The following is a 16,372-nucleotide window of genomic DNA, read 5'->3' as shown; positions in this document are numbered from 1 at the left end:
GCCGAGTCTAGGAATCGACGGATGCCGCTGCACCCGCCCTGCAACGGCCCGTAACCTGACCCCATGCCGCTCGCTCAGCACGCCGCATCCGTCCGCCTCGACGAGATCGAGCTGCGGGTGCTGCAGATTCCGCTCGTCGCCCCGTTCACGACGTCGTTCGGGACCATGACCGACCGCGAGGTCATCGTCGTGCGCGCGAGGACCGACGCGGGCGAGGGGTGGGGCGAGATCGTCACGCAGAGCGCGCCGGTCTACTCGAGCGAGTACACGCACGGCGCGTGGGACGTCACGACCCGCTGGCTCGGTCCGGCTCTGCTGCAGCGCGGGACCCTCGCGCCCGAGGACGTCGCCGGTGTCGTCGATCCCTTCGTCGGTCACCGGATGGCGAAGGCGGGACTCGAGCTCGCGCTGCTCGATGCCGCCCTCCGCGGCGAGGGGCGGTCGTTCGCGTCGTACCTGGGCGGGACGGCGGCGACGATCCCGTCGGGGGTGAGCGTCGGCATCCAGTCCGATCCCGCGACCCTCGTCGAGACCGTCCGCGGCTACCTCGGCGAGGGGTACGTGCGGATCAAGATCAAGATCAAGCCCGGCCGCGACATCGCCGACACGGATGCCGTCCGCACGGCGTTCCCCGACATCCCGCTGCAGGTGGACGCGAACTCGGCCTATACGCTCGCTGACGCCGACACGCTTGCGCAGCTCGACCGCTTCGGGCTGCTGCTGATCGAACAGCCGCTGCAGGAGGACGACCTCGTCGACCACGCCGCGCTCGCGCAGCAGCTGAAGACCCCCGTCTGCCTCGACGAGTCGATCACCTCGGTCAAGGCCGCGCGCGACGCGCTCGCCCTCGGCGCGACGACGGTCATCAACGTCAAGGCGGGCCGCGTCGGCGGGTACCTCGAGGCGCTCCGCATCGCCGACCTGTGCGCGTCGGCCGGGATTCCGGTCTGGTGCGGCGGAATGCTCGAGACCGGGATCGGCCGCGCCGCGAACGCCGCGCTCGCCGCGCATCCCGCGTTCACGCTGCCGGGTGACGTCTCGGCATCCGCTCGGTTCTACGACCGCGACATCGTGACCGAGCCCGTGGTTCTGGAGGACGGACACGTCCGGGTGCCGACCGGTCCGGGGCTCGGCGTCGAGGTAGACCTCGACGCGGTCGAGGCGTTCACCGTCGCGCGCGAGACGCTGCGACGGTGACGCGCATCACCAGATGACGCCGCCGCCGATCGAGATGCCGCCCCACGTGAGCAGCACGAAGATCGCCGCGAAGACGACGGGCGCGATGCCCTTGCCGCTGCGGGCCAGGCCCTTGAACAGCGCGATGACCGCGAGGACCGCGGCGACGAGCGACAGCCCGCCGCCGACGACGAAGCCGATGAACAGCGGGATCGGCATGAGGATGAGGCCTGCGAGACCGACCCAGAAGGCAGCCCAGGCGGTCGGGTTGGAACGGCGTTCGGTGGCGTAGGACATGGGTCCATCCTGGCCGGGGAGGTCGGATGCCGCGACGGGGCTGTCCCGAAGCGCCCCGCGTGGTAGTGCGGCGTCAGCGCGGCATCGACGGTCGCGCCTCGTGCGGGTCGCGGCGCTGCGGAATGAAGAGAGCGACCCCGAGCGCGATCACGGCGGCGCCGAGTCCGAGTGCGAAGGAGAGCTGGAACGCGGCAGGGGTGGGAACGGCCACCCCGCCCCTGTCGACCGAGAGCGCGGCGAGCACCGCGCCGACGACGGCAGCCGCGATCGAGGTGCCGAGCGAACGGAAGAGGGCGTTCAGGCCGTTCGACGCGCCCGTCTCGTGCTGCGGGACCGATCGCATGATGAGCATCGGCATGCCGGCGTAGCCGAACCCGATGCCCACGCCGATGAGGAGGTTCGCCACGAGCAGGTGCCAGACCTCCGACGCCCACAGCAGCGAGTATCCGTAAGCCAGGATGAGCGCGCTCGCTCCCATGATCAGCAGCACCCGCGGTCCGATCGTGCGCGCCAGGCGGCCCGAGAACGGAGACAGCACCATCATCACGAGCCCCGCGGGCATGACGATGAAGCTGGCCTGAACGAGCGTGAGACCGAATCCGCCGACGGATGCCGGCAGCTCGAGCATCTGCGGGTACGACACGTTCGAGGCGAACAGCGAGAAGCCCATCGCCACCGAGGCGAGGTTGGTGAGCAGTACGGCGGGCCGCGCGGCGACCCGCAGGTCGAGGAGCGGTTCGCGGATGCGGAGCTCGAACCATCCCCACACGAGCAGGACGACGAGCCCGCCGAGTCCGAGGGCCAGGGTCGCGGGAGACGTCCAGCCCCACTCGTTGCCGCGCGAGACCGCGAGCAGCACGCCGGTGAGACCGATGGCCAGACCCGCGGCCCCGGCGAAGTCGAAGTGTCCCGCGGTCCGCAACACACTCGCCGGCACGACGAGGGCGACGAGGACGAAGACCACGGCGCCGAGGCCCGCCGCCATCCAGAAGAGCACGTGCCAATCGCTCGTCTCGGTGATGATCGCGCTGACCGGCATGCCGACGGCGCCGCCGACGCCGAGCGTCGCGGACATCAGGGCGATCGCGGCATCCACCCGGTCCTCGTGCAGCACGTCGCGCATGATCGAGATGCCGAGCGGGACGACTCCCGTCACAGCGCCTTGCAGAGCGCGCCCGACGATGATCCCGCCGATCGACAGGGAGAGGGCGGCGATCACGGACCCCGCCACCAGGAGCCCGAGGAGGACCAGGACGATACGCCGCTTGCCGTACATGTCGCCGAGGCGTCCGGCGATGGGCGTTGAGACCGCGGCCGCGAGGAGCGTGGCCGTGACGACCCAGGCGGTGTCCTCACGCGACGCGTTCAGCAGCTCGGGGAGCTTCGACTGGATCGGCACGACCAGGGTGAACATGAACGACGACGCGAGACCCGCGATCGCCAGAACCGCGACGATCGCTCCCTGTCGTGGCATCCGGGTGAGTCTGCGTCTGTCGTCCGAAGCCATCCCTCCAGGTTACCCCCGGGCGGCGGTGCCGGGCGTCGTCACCCGGCGGAGCGCCAGGCGTCCGACTCCATGTGCGAGCCGGCCTGCGGGCCCATCTGGAGCATGCCGCCGTCGACCACCCACGTCGCACCCGTCACGTACGACGACGCGGGGGAGGCGAGGAAGGCGACCACGTCGGCGATCTCCTCCGGCTTGCCGGGGCGGGGGATCGGGATGCCGGGGCGATGCGTGTTCTCGGCGTCCTCGGCCTCCATGTCGTTGATGGGGGTCGCGATCTCGCCCGGCGCGACCGAGTTCACGGTGATGCCCTTCGCCCCGAGCTCCTGCGCCATCGTCTTCACCAGGCCTTCGAGGCCGTGCTTCGAGGCGACGTAGGCAGCGGAACCGACGCGGGGCTGCGAGCCGTGGACGCTCGTGACCGCGATGATGCGACCCTCCTTGCCGGCGTCGGCCATCAGGGTCGCAGCCGTGTGCATACCGACGAACGCACCGTCGAGGTTGAGGCCGACGACCGTACGCCAGGCGTCGATGTCCATCTCCAGGAACGGGCCGCCCGTGCCTCCGCCGGCGTTGTTGACGAAGACGTCGAGGCCGCCGAGCTCGTCGGCGAGGTGTCGGATCGTCCCGGGCACGGACTCGAGGTCGGTCGCATCGAACTGCGCGACGACGGCCTTCCGGCCGCGGCGGCGGATCTCTTCGGCCGTGCCGTTCGCGCCCTCCTCGTCGGAGTGCCAGGTGACGCCGACATCCATCCCGGCGTCAGCCAGCGCGAGCGCCGTGGCCCGCCCGATCCCGGAGTCGGAGGCGGTCACGATGGCGCGGCGAGGAGTGAAGGTCATGGCTCGACGCTACGAATCGGAGCGGCGGACGGGCACCGGGTTGACACCCGCACGGCCCCGGACGTATCGGAGCCGCGCGGGCGTCACCGCGAGCAGACGGCGCGCAGGTGCGCGATATCCGCCTCGGACAGCAGAGCGCGGGGCATCACCGCGACCGGACCCAGACGCGATCCGACCTTGAGGAGGACCGCGTCACCGGCGGCATCCACTCGTCGGAATGCGGTGAACCGGATCTCGCTGGTGCCGAGAGCCGACGTGGCGATCAAGGAGTCGGCGGTCAGTGCTGCGGTCGGCTCCGAGCCGACGGGGTACGCGCGGTGGATCGACGAACGCACGGCGACCCACGATGCGATGACCGCGGCCGTGAGCAGGATCACCATGACGAGTCCGAGCCAGGCCGCCCCGTCGCTCCCGGTCAGGGTGAGCGCGATGCTGAGCGCGACGATCCCGGCAGTGACGGCCAGGAGCACGATCCAGGACGGTCGCGTCAGCTGCCAGCGAAGGAATCCGCGCGCCAGGCGGGGGGACAGTTGCTCGTCGACGACGAGCGACCGGCCTCCGTCCGGAGTGGTCACACGGCGTCCGGCGACGGCGCGTCGGCGGCGGGAGTCGCGGGCTCAGCCGCGGCTGCCGGGTCGGCCGCCCGGCGGCGCAGCGGCGCGGAACCATCGTCGTTCCGCAGACCCTGCGCGTTCTGAAGGCCCTGTTCGTTCTGCAGACCTTGGGCGATTCCGCGGCCGGTGGCCTGGCCCTGGATGATCCCGCGCAGATCGATCCCCGTCGCCGCCTGCACAGCGTCGAAGGTGGCGCGCATGCTCGACGCGCTCTCGCCGGCAATGTGGCTCGACGCGCCCTCGCCGCCGAGGACGGTGATCGAGCCGACCTTGTCGAACCCGCGGGCGAATTCGGTCATCAGCGGCACCAGCGCTTCGATGGCGCGCTGGGCGAGCAGTGCCTCCTGGTTCTGCGCGATGGCGGCCGCCTCGGCCTTGATCGCCTCGGCGCGCGCTTCACCTTCGACGCGGATCGCGTCGGCGTCGGCCTGAGCGCGCAGGCGGGTCGCCTCGGCCTCCTGGGCGGCGATCTGGGCGCGGGCCTCGGCGGCCTTCACCTGCGTGTACGCATCGGCGTCGGCCGAGCGCTGACGCTCGTAGAGCGACGCGTCGGCGACCTTCTTGACGTCGGCGTCGAGCTGGGCCTGACGGTTCTCGGCCTGCTGCAGGAGGACGGCCTGCTCGCGCTCGGCGCGGGCGAGGGCTTCGGCCTGCTCGGCTTCGGCGCGGGCGCGGCCGACCTCGGCGGACGCCTGTGCGGTGTTGCGGTCGTACGCGGTCTGCTCGATGAGGTTCGCCTCGTCGGTCGCGATCTGGCGGGCCTTGACCTCGCGCGCCGCGTTGATGCGGGCGACCTCGGCCTCGCGGCGCACGCGCTCGACCTCGGTGGCGCCGAGAGCGTCGATGTAGCCGTTCTTGTCGGTCACGCCCTGGATCTGGAACGAGTCGAGGATGAGGCCCTGCGCGAGCAGGTCGCTCTTGATGCCCTCGGCGATCTGGTCCGACAGCTTCTGTCGGTCCTTCATAAGCTGCTCGACGGTCAGGGTCGCGACGACGCCTCGCAGAGCACCCTCGAGCTGCTCGGTCGTGAACTGCTCGATCGCACCGTCCTGCGACAGGAAGCGCTCAGCGGCGCGGCGGACGAACTCGGGGTCGGAGCCGATCTTGACCAGTGCGACACCGCTCACGTTGACGGTGACGCCATTGGATGCCTGTGCCGTCGGCTCCATCTTGATCTGACGCGCGCGCAGCGAGATCATCTCGGCGCGCTGCGTCAGCGGGTTGACCAGTGCGCCGCCGCCGGTGATGACGGAGATGCGCGACGAGTCTCCCGAGGCGTTCTTCTGGTTGCGTCCGACGATCACGAGCGCCTGGTCGGCCTTGGCGACCTTGTACCAGGCGCGCAGCACGATCATGAAGATGACGATGAAGATGATGACGGCGACGACGATGACGGCGCCGATCACGAAGGCGCCTCCTGCGATGAGTGCGTCCATGTGTGTTCCCCCTGAGTAACGATGTCTCTTCGCGGCACGGTGCACGTGCCGACTACGAACGTATCGGTTAGTCCAGGCGCGTGACGAGAGTGGGAAACCGCTCCGGCGTTCTACGCTGGCGCCATGACGATGCCGCCTCCGCAGCCGCCCCATCCGGTCGCACCACCCCTGAGTCCGCAGGACGAGAAGCTCTGGGCAACACTGGCCCATCTCGCCGGCATCATCTTCTCCCCGTGGGGGGCGCTGATCATCTACCTGGTCTTCCGCGATCGTGGCCCCTTCGTGCGCGCCCACAGTGCCGCAGCGCTGAACTTCCAGCTGACGATGATCATCGCCTCGATCATCTGCATCCCGCTGATGTTCGTCTTCGTCGGCTTCGTCCTGCTCGCCGCGGTCGGCGTCTTCGCGCTCGTGATCGAGATCCTCGCCGCCGTCAAGGCGAACCAGGGGGAGTGGTACACCCCGCCGCTCACCATCCGCTTCGTCTCCTGACCGGCGCCGTCCGACCACGCCGGATCGGTGGGGACGCCCGGATAGACTGACGGATGCCGCGCTCTGCGGCATCCGCGCTGTCGCGCACCCTCTTCACAACGACCATTGGAGCCACCGTGGCCGAGCAGTCCCGTCTCGACAAAGTCATCGCCCTCGCCCGTCACCGCGGGTTCGTCTTCCAGGCGGGCGAGATCTACGGCGGGTCGCGGTCGGCGTGGGACTACGGTCCTCTCGGGACCGAGCTCAAAGAGAACATCCGGCGGCAGTGGTGGCAGACCTTCGTCCGCGGCCGCGGTGACATGGTGGGCCTCGACTCGTCGATCATCCTCCCCAAGCGCGTGTGGGAGGCCTCGGGTCACGTCGCGACCTTCACCGACCCCCTCGTCGAGTGCCTCCAGTGCCACAAGCGCTTCCGCGAGGACACCCTCATCGAGGACTTCGAAGCGCGCAAGGGGCGCACGGCCGAGAACGGTCTCGGCGACGTGCCCTGCCCGAACTGCGGTACGAAGGGCCAGTACACCGAGCCGAAGTCGTTCTCGGGCCTCGTGAAGACCTATCTCGGCGTCGTCGACGACGAGAGCGGCCTGCACTTCCTGCGTCCCGAGACCGCGCAGGGCATCTTCGTGAACTTCTCGAACGTGCTGACCGCGTCGCGCAAGAAGCCGCCCTTCGGCATCGGCCAGGTCGGCAAGGCGTTCCGCAACGAGATCACACCCGGAAACTTCATCTTCCGCACGCGCGAGTTCGAGCAGATGGAGATCGAGTTCTTCACACCTCCCGCCGAGGCGGGCGAGTGGTTCGACCACTGGGTGGAGGCGTGTTGGAACTGGTTCATCGACCTCGGCATCGACGCCCAGAACATGCGGCAGTTCGATGTGCCGAAGGAGGACCGCGCCCACTATTCGGCCGGCACGATCGACGTCGAATACCGGTTCGGGTTCGCGGGCAAGGAGTGGGGCGAGCTCATGGGCGTCGCCAACCGCACCGACTACGACCTGTCGAGCCACATCGAGGCGTCGGGCCAGAAGCTCGCGTACTTCGACCAGGCATCCGGCGAGACCTACGTCCCCTACGTCATCGAGCCGTCCTTCGGACTGACCCGCGCCATGATGGCGTTCCTCGTCGACGCGTACCGCGAGGAGGAGGTGCCGAACGCCAAGGGCGGCACCGACACCCGCACGGTCCTCGGCCTCGATCCGCGCCTGGCGCCGGTCAAGGTCGCCGTCCTGCCGCTGAGCCGCAACGAGCGTCTGTCGCCGTTGGCTCGCAAGGTGGCCGACGATCTGCGCGCGAACGGGTGGAACGTCGACTTCGACGACGCCGGCGCCATCGGCCGCCGCTACCGTCGCCAGGACGAGATCGGCACGCCGTTCTGCGTGACCGTCGACTTCGACTCGCTCGACGACGACGCCGTCACGATCCGCGACCGCGACTCGATGGCGCAGGAGCGCGTCGCCCTGTCCGAGCTGCACGCGTACCTCGCCCCGCGCCTGCGCGGCGCCTGAGCCGGTGGCGCGAGTCGTCGCGCACCTGATCGCGCTCTTATGCGCGGTCATCGCGATCGTGCTCGCGCTCCTGGTCGGCATCCCGGCCACCGCCGCCGTCGATCAGGATGCCGGTGGCACGCCGCGCGGCCAGGGGATCGCCGCACTCCTCGTCGTGCTCGGGCTCCGCGACGGCGAGGTCGTCGATGGCGGGGCGGCCTGGGTCGCGCGGGGGATGCTCGCGGCCAGCGTGCTGGTGCTCGCCGTGGCGTTGATCGTCGAACGCGCCGCCCGCCCGCGAACAGCCGGTCTTCAACGCTGAAGAAGGCCTCAGCTCTCCGCGGCCTTGGCCGCCGCCTTCGCGGCGCGCTTGTGCTCGCGGACCTTGGTGAGGGATTCCGGCGACACGATGTCGGCGACCGAGCGGAACGAGCCCTCGTCGCCGTAGGCGCCGGCGGCGTCCCGCCATCCGTCACCCGTGTACCCGTACTGCTTGCCGAGGAGGGCGAGAAAGATCCGTGCCTTCTGGTCACCGAAGCCGGGAAGTGCCTTCAGCCGCTTCAGAACGGTGCGGCCGTCGGGGTCGCCGCGAGTCCACAGCGCCGAGGCGTCCCCGCCCCAGTCGTCGACGAGCGCCTGACAGAGCGCCTGCACCCGTCCCGCCATCGACCCGGGGAAGCGGTGTACCGCAGGGGTCTGGCTGAAGGCGGCCGCGAACTCCTCGGGGTCGGCAGCGGCGATCTGTGCGGCATCCAGCCCTCCCGTGCGATCACGGATCTTCAGCGGGCCGGCGAAAGCGGTCTCCATGGCTATCTGCTGGTCGAGCAGCATCCCGATGAGCAGGGCGAGCGGTTCGTCGGTGAGGAGCGCGTCGGCGGCCTCGTCGCCGGTGATGTGAAGGGCCATGCCTCCATGTTCCCACCGTCCGACCCGCGGGCGTGGGGGAGGATGGGGACATGAGCTCCGATGCCGCCACCGACCTCATCTCGCAGGCGCGCAGCGCGCGCGTCGCCGTCGTCGGCGGCGGGATCGCCGGTCTCGTCGCGGCGCTGCAGTGCGCGAGGGTCGGCATCTCGGTGACGCTGTTCGAATCCGCCGACCGGCTCGGCGGTCTCGTCGCGTCGGTGGACCTCGACGGACGGATGACGGACGTCGCCGCCGACGGGTTCCGCGTCGCCCCGGGGGCCCTCTCCGACCTCGTCGACGAACTCGGTCTGCGGGATGCCGTGGTCCCCGCGCGGGATGCCGACACCTGGGTCGCTGGCCCGCACGGCGTCGCCCCTCTGCCGACGGCGTCGATCCTCGGCATCCCGGCCAATCCGTTCGACGCCCGAGCGACCCGGATCATCGGCGCTCGCGGATCCTGGCGGGCCTACGTCGACCGACTGCGGCCGCCGCTGACGATCGGAGCCGAGCGCAACCTCGGCACCCTGGTCCGTACGCGGATGGGGTCCCGGGTCCTCGATCGGATGGTCGCCCCGCTGACCCACGGCATCCACGGCGTTCCGCCCGAGCAGGTCGACGTCGACCGTGCCGCGCGCGGCCTCAATTCGGCGCTCACCCGCACGGGCTCCCTGTCGGGCGCCGTCGCGCAACAGCTCCCCGACCCGGATGCGGCTTCCGGCCCCTCCCGCGCGACGATCGCCGGAGGCATGTCGGTCTTCGTGAACGCGCTCGCCGACCGTCTCGGTGACCTGCAAGTCGACATCCGCACCGGCACCCAGGTGGACGGCCTCGAGCCCGCCGGCGACGGATGGTCGCTGACCTGGACCGCTGGTGACGAGAGCGGGGACCTCGAGGTCGACGCGGTGATCGTCGCGACCCCGGAAGGCGCCGCGCGGCGCCTCCTCGCCCCGCACATGGGCGGCCTCGACGGCGCACCCCTCTCTCCAGAGGACGTCGACGTCGTGACCCTCGTGCTCGATGACCCCGCCCTCGACGCCCGCCCGCGAGGTCACGCGGTCTACGCGGTCCCGGGCGAGGCGGCAGCCCTGGCGGTCGTGCACGCGACGGCGACCTGGCCGCGCGCGGTCGGCGATCCGCACGTCGTCCGAGTGACCCTGCCCGCGAGCGGGCATGCGGATGCCGAGGTGATCGGCTCGGCCACCGCGGCGGCGCGCGAGCTCCTCGGCGTCGTCGCTCCCACCGTCCGCGCCGTCCACCGCGCGCGGTGGCCGCGCGCTCTGCCCTCGTCGGCGCTGTCACCGGCGCGGGACGAGGTGAGACGCGCGATCCGCACGCATGAGCGCCTCGGCGTCACGGGCGCGTGGATCGACGGCACCGGCCTGGCGCGCGTCGCGGCCGACGCGAAGACCGAGGCGGAACGCGTCCGATCCGGTCTGCTGTGGCACGCCGACGGTGAGGGTGCCTCGACCTGAGCGCTCTGTCAAGGGTGGATGCCTCCAACGGAATGCGCCGATACGCTGAGTGCTCGGCACCACATCGCTTCGAACGTGAGGAATCGCCATGAAGGGCAAGATCGGAATCGTCGTCGGACTCACCGCCGGCTACGTCCTCGGGGCCCGCGCGGGCCGCCAGCGCTACGAGCAGATCAAGGACGCCTATCTGCGTGTCTACAACACGCCGGCCGTCCAGAAGCAGGTCGACAAGGTCGCCGAGTTCGGCAAGTCCGCCGCCTTCGCGCTGCCGAGCGTCCTGTGGAACGGTGCCGTCAAGGTCACGCGCGCCGCGACCACCTCGGGTACTCCGGGCCAGAAGCTCGACGCCGCTCTCGATGCGACCGAGGATGCGGCCGAAGACGTGAAGGATGCCGCGAAGACCACCGCTGACGCCGTCTCGAGTTCGGCGAAGAAGTCGACCGGCAGCGGCTCGTCCACCGGTGGCTCCGGCTCCACCGGCGGGTCCCGCAAGAAGTCCTCGTCCGCGTCATGAGCACCCCTCGCGGATTTCGGGATCGGCGAGACGAGAGCCTCCTCGGCCTCGTCGGCGAACTGCCCGAACTCGTCAAGAACCTGATCGTCGCCGAGATCACTGCAGCGAAGACCTGGGCGACGCGCACGGGGAAGGATGCCGGCGTCGTCGCCCTGTGGTTCGTCCTCGCCCTCTTCTTCCTCTTCTGGACGCTTCCGGCGCTCGGCGCGTTCACCGTCATCGGGCTCTCGTCGTGGATGGCGCCGTGGTTGGCATCCCTGATCCTCGTCGTGCTCGGACTGCTGCTCGTCGTGATCGCTGCGCTCCTCGGATTCCTGAGGGTCCGACGCATGAAGAACCGTGAGAACCCCGCGAAGGCCCTGTCGACCGACGCCCGAATCGTGAAGGAAGTGGCCGATGAGTTCTGATCTCCCCCGCACCGCCGTCCCGCTCGGGATCACCGACCCGGTGGAACGTGCCCGTGCCGAGCTCAAAGCGGCCCTGGTCGCCATCGAGGAGAAGGCGAACGTTCCCAAGCGTGCGGCTCGCGCGACGCGCCGTGCCAAGGTGTCGGCTCGCGAGTTCGCGGACCGCAACCCCTCGGGCGCGGCGATCGCAGCCGTGGGCGCAGCCGTGGCGGTCGGCCTCCTCGTCTGGGGCGCGGTCCGGCTGTACACCCGCTGACGCCCTCCGCGTCGACGGCGCCGACGCCGGGGGTATGCTCGGTTCAGGCAGCGGCGATGGCGCGATTGCTGCCGACGACACGGTCCCGAACGTGCGCGATCGCGCTTTTCTGCTGAGCGTCGGCCGTCTCGCGCAGGGGCGGCCACCGCCTACACGAGAGTCGAACCATGAACACATCCGCTGCGACAGCACCGAAGCCCCTCAAGGGGTGGCGTGTGCTGGTTCCGCGCGGAGGTCCGTGGGGCGACAGCGTTGCCGCCGCCCTGCGTGCGCAGGGAGCGACGCCGGTCATCGCGCCGCTCATCAACTTCGCTCCGTCCGAGGACCCCACCGACCTCGAGTCCGCATTGCGAGACCTGGCGGCCGGTGTTTTCGACTGGGTGACGCTCACGAGTTCGACCACCGTCGACGTCCTGCACGCGTACCGTGCTGTGATCCCTCACACGACCCGGGTCGCCGCAGTCGGCGAAACCACTGCTGCGGCTCTCGGTGCCGTCGGGTACCGGGTGGATCTGGTCCCCGACGACGACAACTCCGCCGCCGGCATGGCCGCTCAACTCATCGCGCTCGAGCCGGAGCCGATGCGCGTCCTGACGCTGCGCAGCGAACTGGCGAAGCCGGTGCTCACGCGTCTCCTCGAAGAGGCGGGTCACGACGTGCGCAGCGTCGTCGCGTACCGCACGGTCGGCGTCCCCGTGACCGAGAAGGTCGCGACCGACGTGCGCTCGGGCCGCATCAACGCCATCCTCGTCACCAGCGGTTCGGTCGCCGAACAGGTGCACGAGCAGTTCCCCGAGATCCCCGAGTCGACCGTGATCGCCGCGATCGGACCGCGCACCGCGAAGGATGCGCGTCGCGCGGGACTCGGGGTCAGCGTGACGGCCAAAGAGCAGACGGTCGCCGGTCTCATCTCCGCCGTAGGCCAGTTCCCGCTTCCCCACGCGGTAGACGAGCTCGCTCCTCCGACCGGTTCGTTCCCGCGCGTCCAGGGCTGACTTTCGTGGTCGAGACCGGATCGTTGCGGCCCCGGCATCCGTCTCCTCTGACCTGTTTGGCAGACTGAATCCATGGTGACGCTGCTGCTCGATTCGTCGCGACTGGAGGTCGCGCTCTCCGCCACAGAGCGCACGCTGGCATTCCGGAAGGATGCCGTCCGGGTCGAGCGCGCGCACATCGCCAAGGTTCAGCTCGTCGACGATCCCTGGACCTGGTTGCGGGGCGTCCCGAACCCCGGCACGGTCATCCCACGGACGGTCGCGATGGGGGTGTGGCGCTCGGCCGGCGGCGATGACTTCGTCCTGGTACGCAGACGTCGCCCGTCGGTCGTGATCGACCTCGAGGGTGACCCGGAGTTCCAGCGCCTGGTCCTCACCACGCGCCACGGCCTGGCGCTCGTGCAGGCGCTCCGGCTCGAGGGCGAGGACGAGCCCGTCAACGTCGTCCAGCTCGTCACGACCGAGATCCCGGTCCAGGGCGGGGATGCCGCGACTCCCTCGCCGGCGCGCACATCCCGACGGCGGGCGCCGCGACCGGCTCAGGCCTGATCCGTTCTCGGCCGGTCCTGGGGAGTCGCCCGGTAACGTTGCGCGGGTGAGTGAACCCCCGGCATCCCGTCTGCTCGTCCGCGCGGAGGGGAGCGTGGGTCGGATCACCCTCGATCGGCCCGAAGCGATCAACGCCGTCGACCACGGCATGATCCGGGGCATCGCCGACGCGCTCGACCGCTGGGAGCATCACCCCGACATCCGTCTCGTGCTCCTCGACGGCGCGGGTGATCGTGGGTTCTGCGCGGGGGGCGACGTCCGCACGCTCCGCGAGCAGATCCTGGCGGGGGATGCCGAGGCGGCGATGGGCTTCTTCCGAGACGAGTACGCGCTCAATGCCCGGATCGCCGAGTACCCGAAGCAGATCGTCGTCTTCGCCGACGGGGTCACGATGGGCGGCGGCATCGGACTCGCGGGTCACGCGTCGGTCCGCATCGTCACCGAGCGCTCGCGCCTGGCCATGCCCGAGACGCGGATCGGGTTCACTCCCGACGTCGGCGGCTCGTGGCTCCTCGCGCACGCGCCGGGTCGGATCGGCGAGTTCCTCGCACTGACGGGAGGGACCATGGATGCCGCCGACGCGATCTACGCGGGATTCGCCGATCACGTCGTGCCCGCCGATCGGCTGAACGACGTCCGTCACGCGCTCGTGACCCGCGCCGACCCCGACACCCCGACCGAGATCGCAATGCTGTTCGACGAGACCCCCGAGCCGTCCCGACTCGTCGCCGCACGCGAGTGGATCGACGACGCGTTCGCGGCCGACACCGTGGCGGAGATCATCGCGCGCCTGCGCGGCCGTTCGGAGCCGGATGCCGGTGCCACCGCCGACCTGCTCGAGACCCAGGCGCCGACGGCGCTCACGGTGACCCTTGCGGCCGTCCGATCGGCACGGGGGCTTCCGGACCTTCGTGCGGCACTCGCGCAGGAGTACGCGCTCGTCGAGTGGTTCGGGCGCACGCAGCCCGATCTCGTCGAGGGCATCCGCGCCCAGCTCGTCGACAAGGACCGCTCGCCGCGTTGGCAGCCGTCGACCCTTGCAGACGTCCCCGTCGACACCGCCGAGCGGGCGCTGTCGTTCACCCCTACCGCCCCGCTCTGGAGCTGACGTGTTCGACAGTCCCCTCTCCGCCTCGGCCTACGACGTGCTCGGCGTCTCGACGGATGCCGACGACGACGACCTCCGCAAGGCGTACCGACTGCGGCTCCGCCAGACGCATCCCGACACCGGCGGCGACGCCGCCGAGTTCGTCCGCGTGCAGCGCGCGTGGGAGCTCGTCGGGACGGCGGCCGCGCGAGCCGCATACGACCGCGGGCACGGATTCGCCGAGACGGTGTCGTACGCGCCCGACGAGCAGGCGCCCGAGTGGCGCCCGCGTGCCCGTCAGGCCGACACCCGGCCGCGCGCCAGATCGTTCGGCCAGCCTGGAGGGTGGCGCCGCGAGCGCTATCTCGACCTGATCCGCGAATGGGCGGGCCGAGGCGTCGACCTGCCCGACCCCTACGATCCAGCACTCGTGCGGAGCGCTCCGCACGAGGTGCGGCGTCTGCTTGCGGACGCGCTCGCCGAAGAGGCGACGGCTCGCATCGTCGCCGAGCTCGGCATGGGGTACACCGTATGGCACGACGTCGCCGCCGACCCGCGTGATCCGGACGTCAAGCTGGACCACATCGTGCTCGGACCGAGCGGACTCCACGCTGTGCTGTCCGAGGATTTCGGGGCGCCGGTGCGCACGCGCCGCGGCGAACTCGAGGGTGACGCCGTGGTCGGTTCGCCGGTCGCGCAACTCGTGCTCGCCGCGCGCGGACTCGGGCGCGGTGCGAAGGTGAAGTTCAGCTCGGCGATCGTCGTGCTTCCCGACGACGACGTCGCGACGGCCGTCGAAGAACTGGGCAAAGTCAAGGGCCTCCCCGTCGCAGTCGTCGCTCGCAGTGCGCTCGCCACGGTGCTGCGTCGCGGGGTCAGCGGGGCGCGCGAGATCGGCGGCAACGAGCTGTTCGACGTGCGGACCCGCCTGCAGCAGACCGTCCGCTTCGCCTGACAGCGCCCCGCCCGGCCCGCGTCATCAGTCGCTGAGCCCGGTCAGCTCGAGCGGGTGAGTGAGGCGCCACCAGGCGTCGGGGCCCGGCAGGGCCTTCTCGATCGTGACGGGTACCTCCACGGCGCCGGTCGGACCCGTCACCGTGAGCGTGCCCGCCTTCGACCGAGCCGCAGCCTCGGCGTCGACGTCGAACGACGTCGTGCCCTCCGCCGTGGCGCCGTTCCACAGCAGGAGGGACGCGTCCTCCTCCGTGAGGAGTCGGCTCGTCGCGCCCCAGGCCGTCGAGACCTCGCCGACGAGCGTTCCGGTCGGCAGTGTCGACGGAGTGGCGGCTTCCGCCGCGACGGCGTCGAGCAGGCGCTCCGTCTCGTCGCGGCGGGCGCTGCTGGTGGGCTGACCGGCAACGGCGGCGAAGACCGTCGTAGGGGTGCCGTCCACTTCGACCCGCTTCGCGGCGATCAAGTTGTTGTAGCCCGCGAAGCTCCCGGTCTTCAGTCCGACGATGCCATCGATACCGAGAAGGGCGTTCGTGTTCTCGAACACCCCCGCGCCGGGGAGCTCCGCGGTCTTCGTCGCGACGATCTCGGCGATGACGGGGTTCTCGAGCGCCTTCTCGGCGAGGGCGACCATGGCAGCGGGAGTAGCGACGTTGTCACGGCCGTAGCCGGAGGCATCCGTCACCGTGATGCCGTCGAGACCGTTCTTCGCGAGCCAGGCGTTCGCCGCCGAGGCGTACTCGTCGACGGAGCCGAACGCGTCGGTCGCCAGGCGGTTCGCGTAGTTGCTCGCGGAGGCCATGAGCATGCCCTGGAGCATCTGATACTCCGTCAGCGAGCCGTCGTCGGGAACGTTGAGCGCGGATTGGTTCTGGGAGACGTACCGCCAGTACTCCTGCCGGTCCGCGAACGCGAAGTCGTAGGCGGGGCCCTGCTCGCCCGCGGACAGCGGCTTCTGGTCGAGGATGACGAGGGCGGTGACGAGCTTGGCGGTGCTGGCCATCTGCACCGGGTCCTCCGAGGAGGTCGCCGAGCGGAACCCGTCGATACCGACGGCGGCCTCGCCCTCGGCCGGCCACGAGATCGAGCTGGGGGCGCCGGTGAGCCTCGGTGCGTCGACGGCTTTCGTCGTCACGTCGACGGACGACAGCGGCCACAGCAGCATCGCGCCGGAGTAGCCGCCGGCCAGGGCGAGCACGACGATGACCGAGATCCCGACCGCCCGGCCGCGGATGCGGCGACGCCGCCGCAACGGCGGCAGCAGCTCGTAGGCAGCGGTCGAGGGTGAAGCAGCGACGGTGGATCGACCGTCGGCATCCACCCACCCGAGAGCCACCGGGCCTCCCGTGGCGGGCGTGCGGGCAGCGGCGTCGTCCACGGTCACCGGACC

19 protein-coding genes are annotated in these 16,372 nt (G+C 70.6%); 12 read left to right on the top strand and 7 right to left on the bottom strand.

Annotation, left to right across the window (positions count from 1 at the left end; genetic code table 11):
- Positions 1-63 precede the first annotated feature (63 nt).
- Positions 64-1,197 carry an o-succinylbenzoate synthase gene (gene menC / locus ACIQLK_RS01045; RefSeq protein WP_400362184.1) on the top strand — a complete coding sequence of 378 codons (1,134 nt, stop codon included), beginning with the start codon at positions 64-66 and terminating at the stop codon, positions 1,195-1,197.
- A gap of 6 nt (positions 1,198-1,203) precedes the next feature.
- On the opposite strand, the gene ACIQLK_RS01040 is transcribed toward menC, so the two are convergent.
- The 5 genes from ACIQLK_RS01040 to ACIQLK_RS01020 all read right to left on the bottom strand — a co-directional run bounded on the left by ACIQLK_RS01040 (position 1,204) and on the right by ACIQLK_RS01020 (position 5,869).
- Positions 1,204-1,473, bottom strand: a complete 270-nt coding sequence (locus ACIQLK_RS01040) for a hypothetical protein (RefSeq protein WP_400362183.1) — start codon at positions 1,471-1,473, stop codon at positions 1,204-1,206.
- Positions 1,474-1,546: 73 nt separating this feature from the next.
- Entirely contained in the window at positions 1,547-2,947 is a 1,401-nt protein-coding gene (locus ACIQLK_RS01035) for an MFS transporter (protein WP_400362181.1), read from the bottom strand.
- Between the two features lie 71 nt (positions 2,948-3,018).
- Positions 3,019-3,819, bottom strand: a complete 801-nt coding sequence (locus tag ACIQLK_RS01030; RefSeq protein WP_400362179.1) for an SDR family oxidoreductase — start codon at positions 3,817-3,819, stop codon at positions 3,019-3,021.
- Positions 3,820-3,902: 83 nt separating this feature from the next.
- Entirely contained in the window at positions 3,903-4,394 is a 492-nt protein-coding gene (locus tag ACIQLK_RS01025) for a hypothetical protein (RefSeq protein ID WP_400362177.1), read from the bottom strand.
- Entirely contained in the window at positions 4,391-5,869 is a 1,479-nt protein-coding gene (locus ACIQLK_RS01020; protein WP_400362175.1) for an SPFH domain-containing protein, read from the bottom strand. Before ACIQLK_RS01020 ends, ACIQLK_RS01025 begins: the two co-directional genes overlap by 4 nt.
- Positions 5,870-5,992: 123 nt before the next feature.
- Between ACIQLK_RS01020 and ACIQLK_RS01015 the strand changes: the two genes are divergently transcribed.
- From ACIQLK_RS01015 to ACIQLK_RS01005, 3 genes are all read left to right on the top strand, one after another.
- Positions 5,993-6,361 carry a DUF4870 domain-containing protein gene (locus tag ACIQLK_RS01015; RefSeq protein WP_400362174.1) on the top strand — a complete coding sequence of 123 codons (369 nt, stop codon included), beginning with the start codon at positions 5,993-5,995 and terminating at the stop codon, positions 6,359-6,361.
- A gap of 116 nt (positions 6,362-6,477) precedes the next feature.
- Positions 6,478-7,866 (top strand): glycine--tRNA ligase, encoded by a 1,389-nt coding sequence (locus ACIQLK_RS01010; protein ID WP_400363834.1) that lies wholly within the window; start codon positions 6,478-6,480, stop codon positions 7,864-7,866.
- A 4-nt stretch (positions 7,867-7,870) separates the two neighbouring features.
- Entirely contained in the window at positions 7,871-8,167 is a 297-nt protein-coding gene (locus ACIQLK_RS01005) for a hypothetical protein (RefSeq protein ID WP_400362172.1), read from the top strand.
- Between the two features lie 8 nt (positions 8,168-8,175).
- On the opposite strand, the gene ACIQLK_RS01000 is transcribed toward ACIQLK_RS01005, so the two are convergent.
- A complete protein-coding gene (locus ACIQLK_RS01000; protein WP_400362170.1) occupies positions 8,176-8,751 on the bottom strand; it encodes an HhH-GPD-type base excision DNA repair protein in 576 nt (191 codons plus the stop codon).
- A gap of 50 nt (positions 8,752-8,801) precedes the next feature.
- On the opposite strand from ACIQLK_RS01000, the gene hemG reads away from it, so the two are divergent.
- The 8 genes from hemG (at position 8,802) to ACIQLK_RS00960 (ending at position 14,986) form a co-directional block, all read left to right on the top strand.
- The gene (hemG, locus tag ACIQLK_RS00995; RefSeq protein WP_400362169.1) at positions 8,802-10,223 is read left to right on the top strand and encodes a protoporphyrinogen oxidase; all 1,422 of its coding nucleotides are present in this window, start codon (positions 8,802-8,804) and stop codon (positions 10,221-10,223) included.
- 88 nt (positions 10,224-10,311) lie between these two features.
- The gene (locus ACIQLK_RS00990; RefSeq protein WP_400362167.1) at positions 10,312-10,737 is read left to right on the top strand and encodes a hypothetical protein; all 426 of its coding nucleotides are present in this window, start codon (positions 10,312-10,314) and stop codon (positions 10,735-10,737) included.
- The gene (locus ACIQLK_RS00985) at positions 10,734-11,144 is read left to right on the top strand and encodes a phage holin family protein (RefSeq protein WP_400362165.1); all 411 of its coding nucleotides are present in this window, start codon (positions 10,734-10,736) and stop codon (positions 11,142-11,144) included. Before ACIQLK_RS00990 ends, ACIQLK_RS00985 begins: the two co-directional genes overlap by 4 nt.
- A complete protein-coding gene (locus ACIQLK_RS00980) occupies positions 11,134-11,400 on the top strand; it encodes a hypothetical protein (protein ID WP_400362163.1) in 267 nt (88 codons plus the stop codon). Before ACIQLK_RS00985 ends, ACIQLK_RS00980 begins: the two co-directional genes overlap by 11 nt.
- A 167-nt stretch (positions 11,401-11,567) precedes the next feature.
- A complete protein-coding gene (locus tag ACIQLK_RS00975; RefSeq protein WP_400362161.1) occupies positions 11,568-12,395 on the top strand; it encodes a uroporphyrinogen-III synthase in 828 nt (275 codons plus the stop codon).
- A gap of 72 nt (positions 12,396-12,467) precedes the next feature.
- Positions 12,468-12,944 (top strand): hypothetical protein, encoded by a 477-nt coding sequence (locus ACIQLK_RS00970; RefSeq protein ID WP_400362159.1) that lies wholly within the window; start codon positions 12,468-12,470, stop codon positions 12,942-12,944.
- A gap of 46 nt (positions 12,945-12,990) precedes the next feature.
- The gene (locus ACIQLK_RS00965) at positions 12,991-14,052 is read left to right on the top strand and encodes an enoyl-CoA hydratase/isomerase family protein (RefSeq protein ID WP_400362157.1); all 1,062 of its coding nucleotides are present in this window, start codon (positions 12,991-12,993) and stop codon (positions 14,050-14,052) included.
- A 1-nt stretch (position 14,053) separates the two neighbouring features.
- Positions 14,054-14,986, top strand: coding sequence for a DnaJ domain-containing protein (locus ACIQLK_RS00960; protein ID WP_400362155.1), 933 nt, complete (start codon positions 14,054-14,056; stop codon positions 14,984-14,986).
- A 24-nt stretch (positions 14,987-15,010) separates the two neighbouring features.
- On the opposite strand, the gene ACIQLK_RS00955 is transcribed toward ACIQLK_RS00960, so the two are convergent.
- A complete protein-coding gene (locus ACIQLK_RS00955; protein WP_400362153.1) occupies positions 15,011-16,366 on the bottom strand; it encodes a D-alanyl-D-alanine carboxypeptidase family protein in 1,356 nt (451 codons plus the stop codon).
- Between the last annotated feature and the right edge of the window lie 6 nt (positions 16,367-16,372).

Source organism: Microbacterium sp. NPDC091382, assembly GCF_044757025.1.
Lineage (GTDB): Bacteria > Actinomycetota > Actinomycetes > Actinomycetales > Microbacteriaceae > Microbacterium.
Note: the sequence above shows the minus strand (reverse complement) of the source record. Positions and strands in the feature narration are given on the sequence as shown.

Bases quoted from the DNA above. Each gene is read 5' to 3' on its own strand.
- ACIQLK_RS00980 (WP_400362163.1), top strand. From the start codon at position 11,134: ATGAGTTCTGATCTCCCCCGCACCGCCGTCCCGCTCGGGATCACCGAC.
- ACIQLK_RS01000 (WP_400362170.1), bottom strand. From the start codon at position 8,751: ATGGCCCTTCACATCACCGGCGACGAGGCCGCCGACGCGCTCCTCACC.
- hemG (WP_400362169.1), top strand. From the start codon at position 8,802: ATGAGCTCCGATGCCGCCACCGACCTCATCTCGCAGGCGCGCAGCGCG.
- ACIQLK_RS01035 (WP_400362181.1), bottom strand. From the start codon at position 2,947: ATGCCACGACAGGGAGCGATCGTCGCGGTTCTGGCGATCGCGGGTCTC.
- ACIQLK_RS01015 (WP_400362174.1), top strand. From the start codon at position 5,993: ATGACGATGCCGCCTCCGCAGCCGCCCCATCCGGTCGCACCACCCCTG.
- menC (WP_400362184.1), top strand. From the start codon at position 64: ATGCCGCTCGCTCAGCACGCCGCATCCGTCCGCCTCGACGAGATCGAG.
- ACIQLK_RS00970 (WP_400362159.1), top strand. From the start codon at position 12,468: ATGGTGACGCTGCTGCTCGATTCGTCGCGACTGGAGGTCGCGCTCTCC.
- ACIQLK_RS01040 (WP_400362183.1), bottom strand. From the start codon at position 1,473: ATGTCCTACGCCACCGAACGCCGTTCCAACCCGACCGCCTGGGCTGCC.
- ACIQLK_RS00990 (WP_400362167.1), top strand. From the start codon at position 10,312: ATGAAGGGCAAGATCGGAATCGTCGTCGGACTCACCGCCGGCTACGTC.
- ACIQLK_RS01030 (WP_400362179.1), bottom strand. From the start codon at position 3,819: ATGACCTTCACTCCTCGCCGCGCCATCGTGACCGCCTCCGACTCCGGG.
- ACIQLK_RS00985 (WP_400362165.1), top strand. From the start codon at position 10,734: ATGAGCACCCCTCGCGGATTTCGGGATCGGCGAGACGAGAGCCTCCTC.
- ACIQLK_RS01020 (WP_400362175.1), bottom strand. From the start codon at position 5,869: ATGGACGCACTCATCGCAGGAGGCGCCTTCGTGATCGGCGCCGTCATC.
- ACIQLK_RS00975 (WP_400362161.1), top strand. From the start codon at position 11,568: ATGAACACATCCGCTGCGACAGCACCGAAGCCCCTCAAGGGGTGGCGT.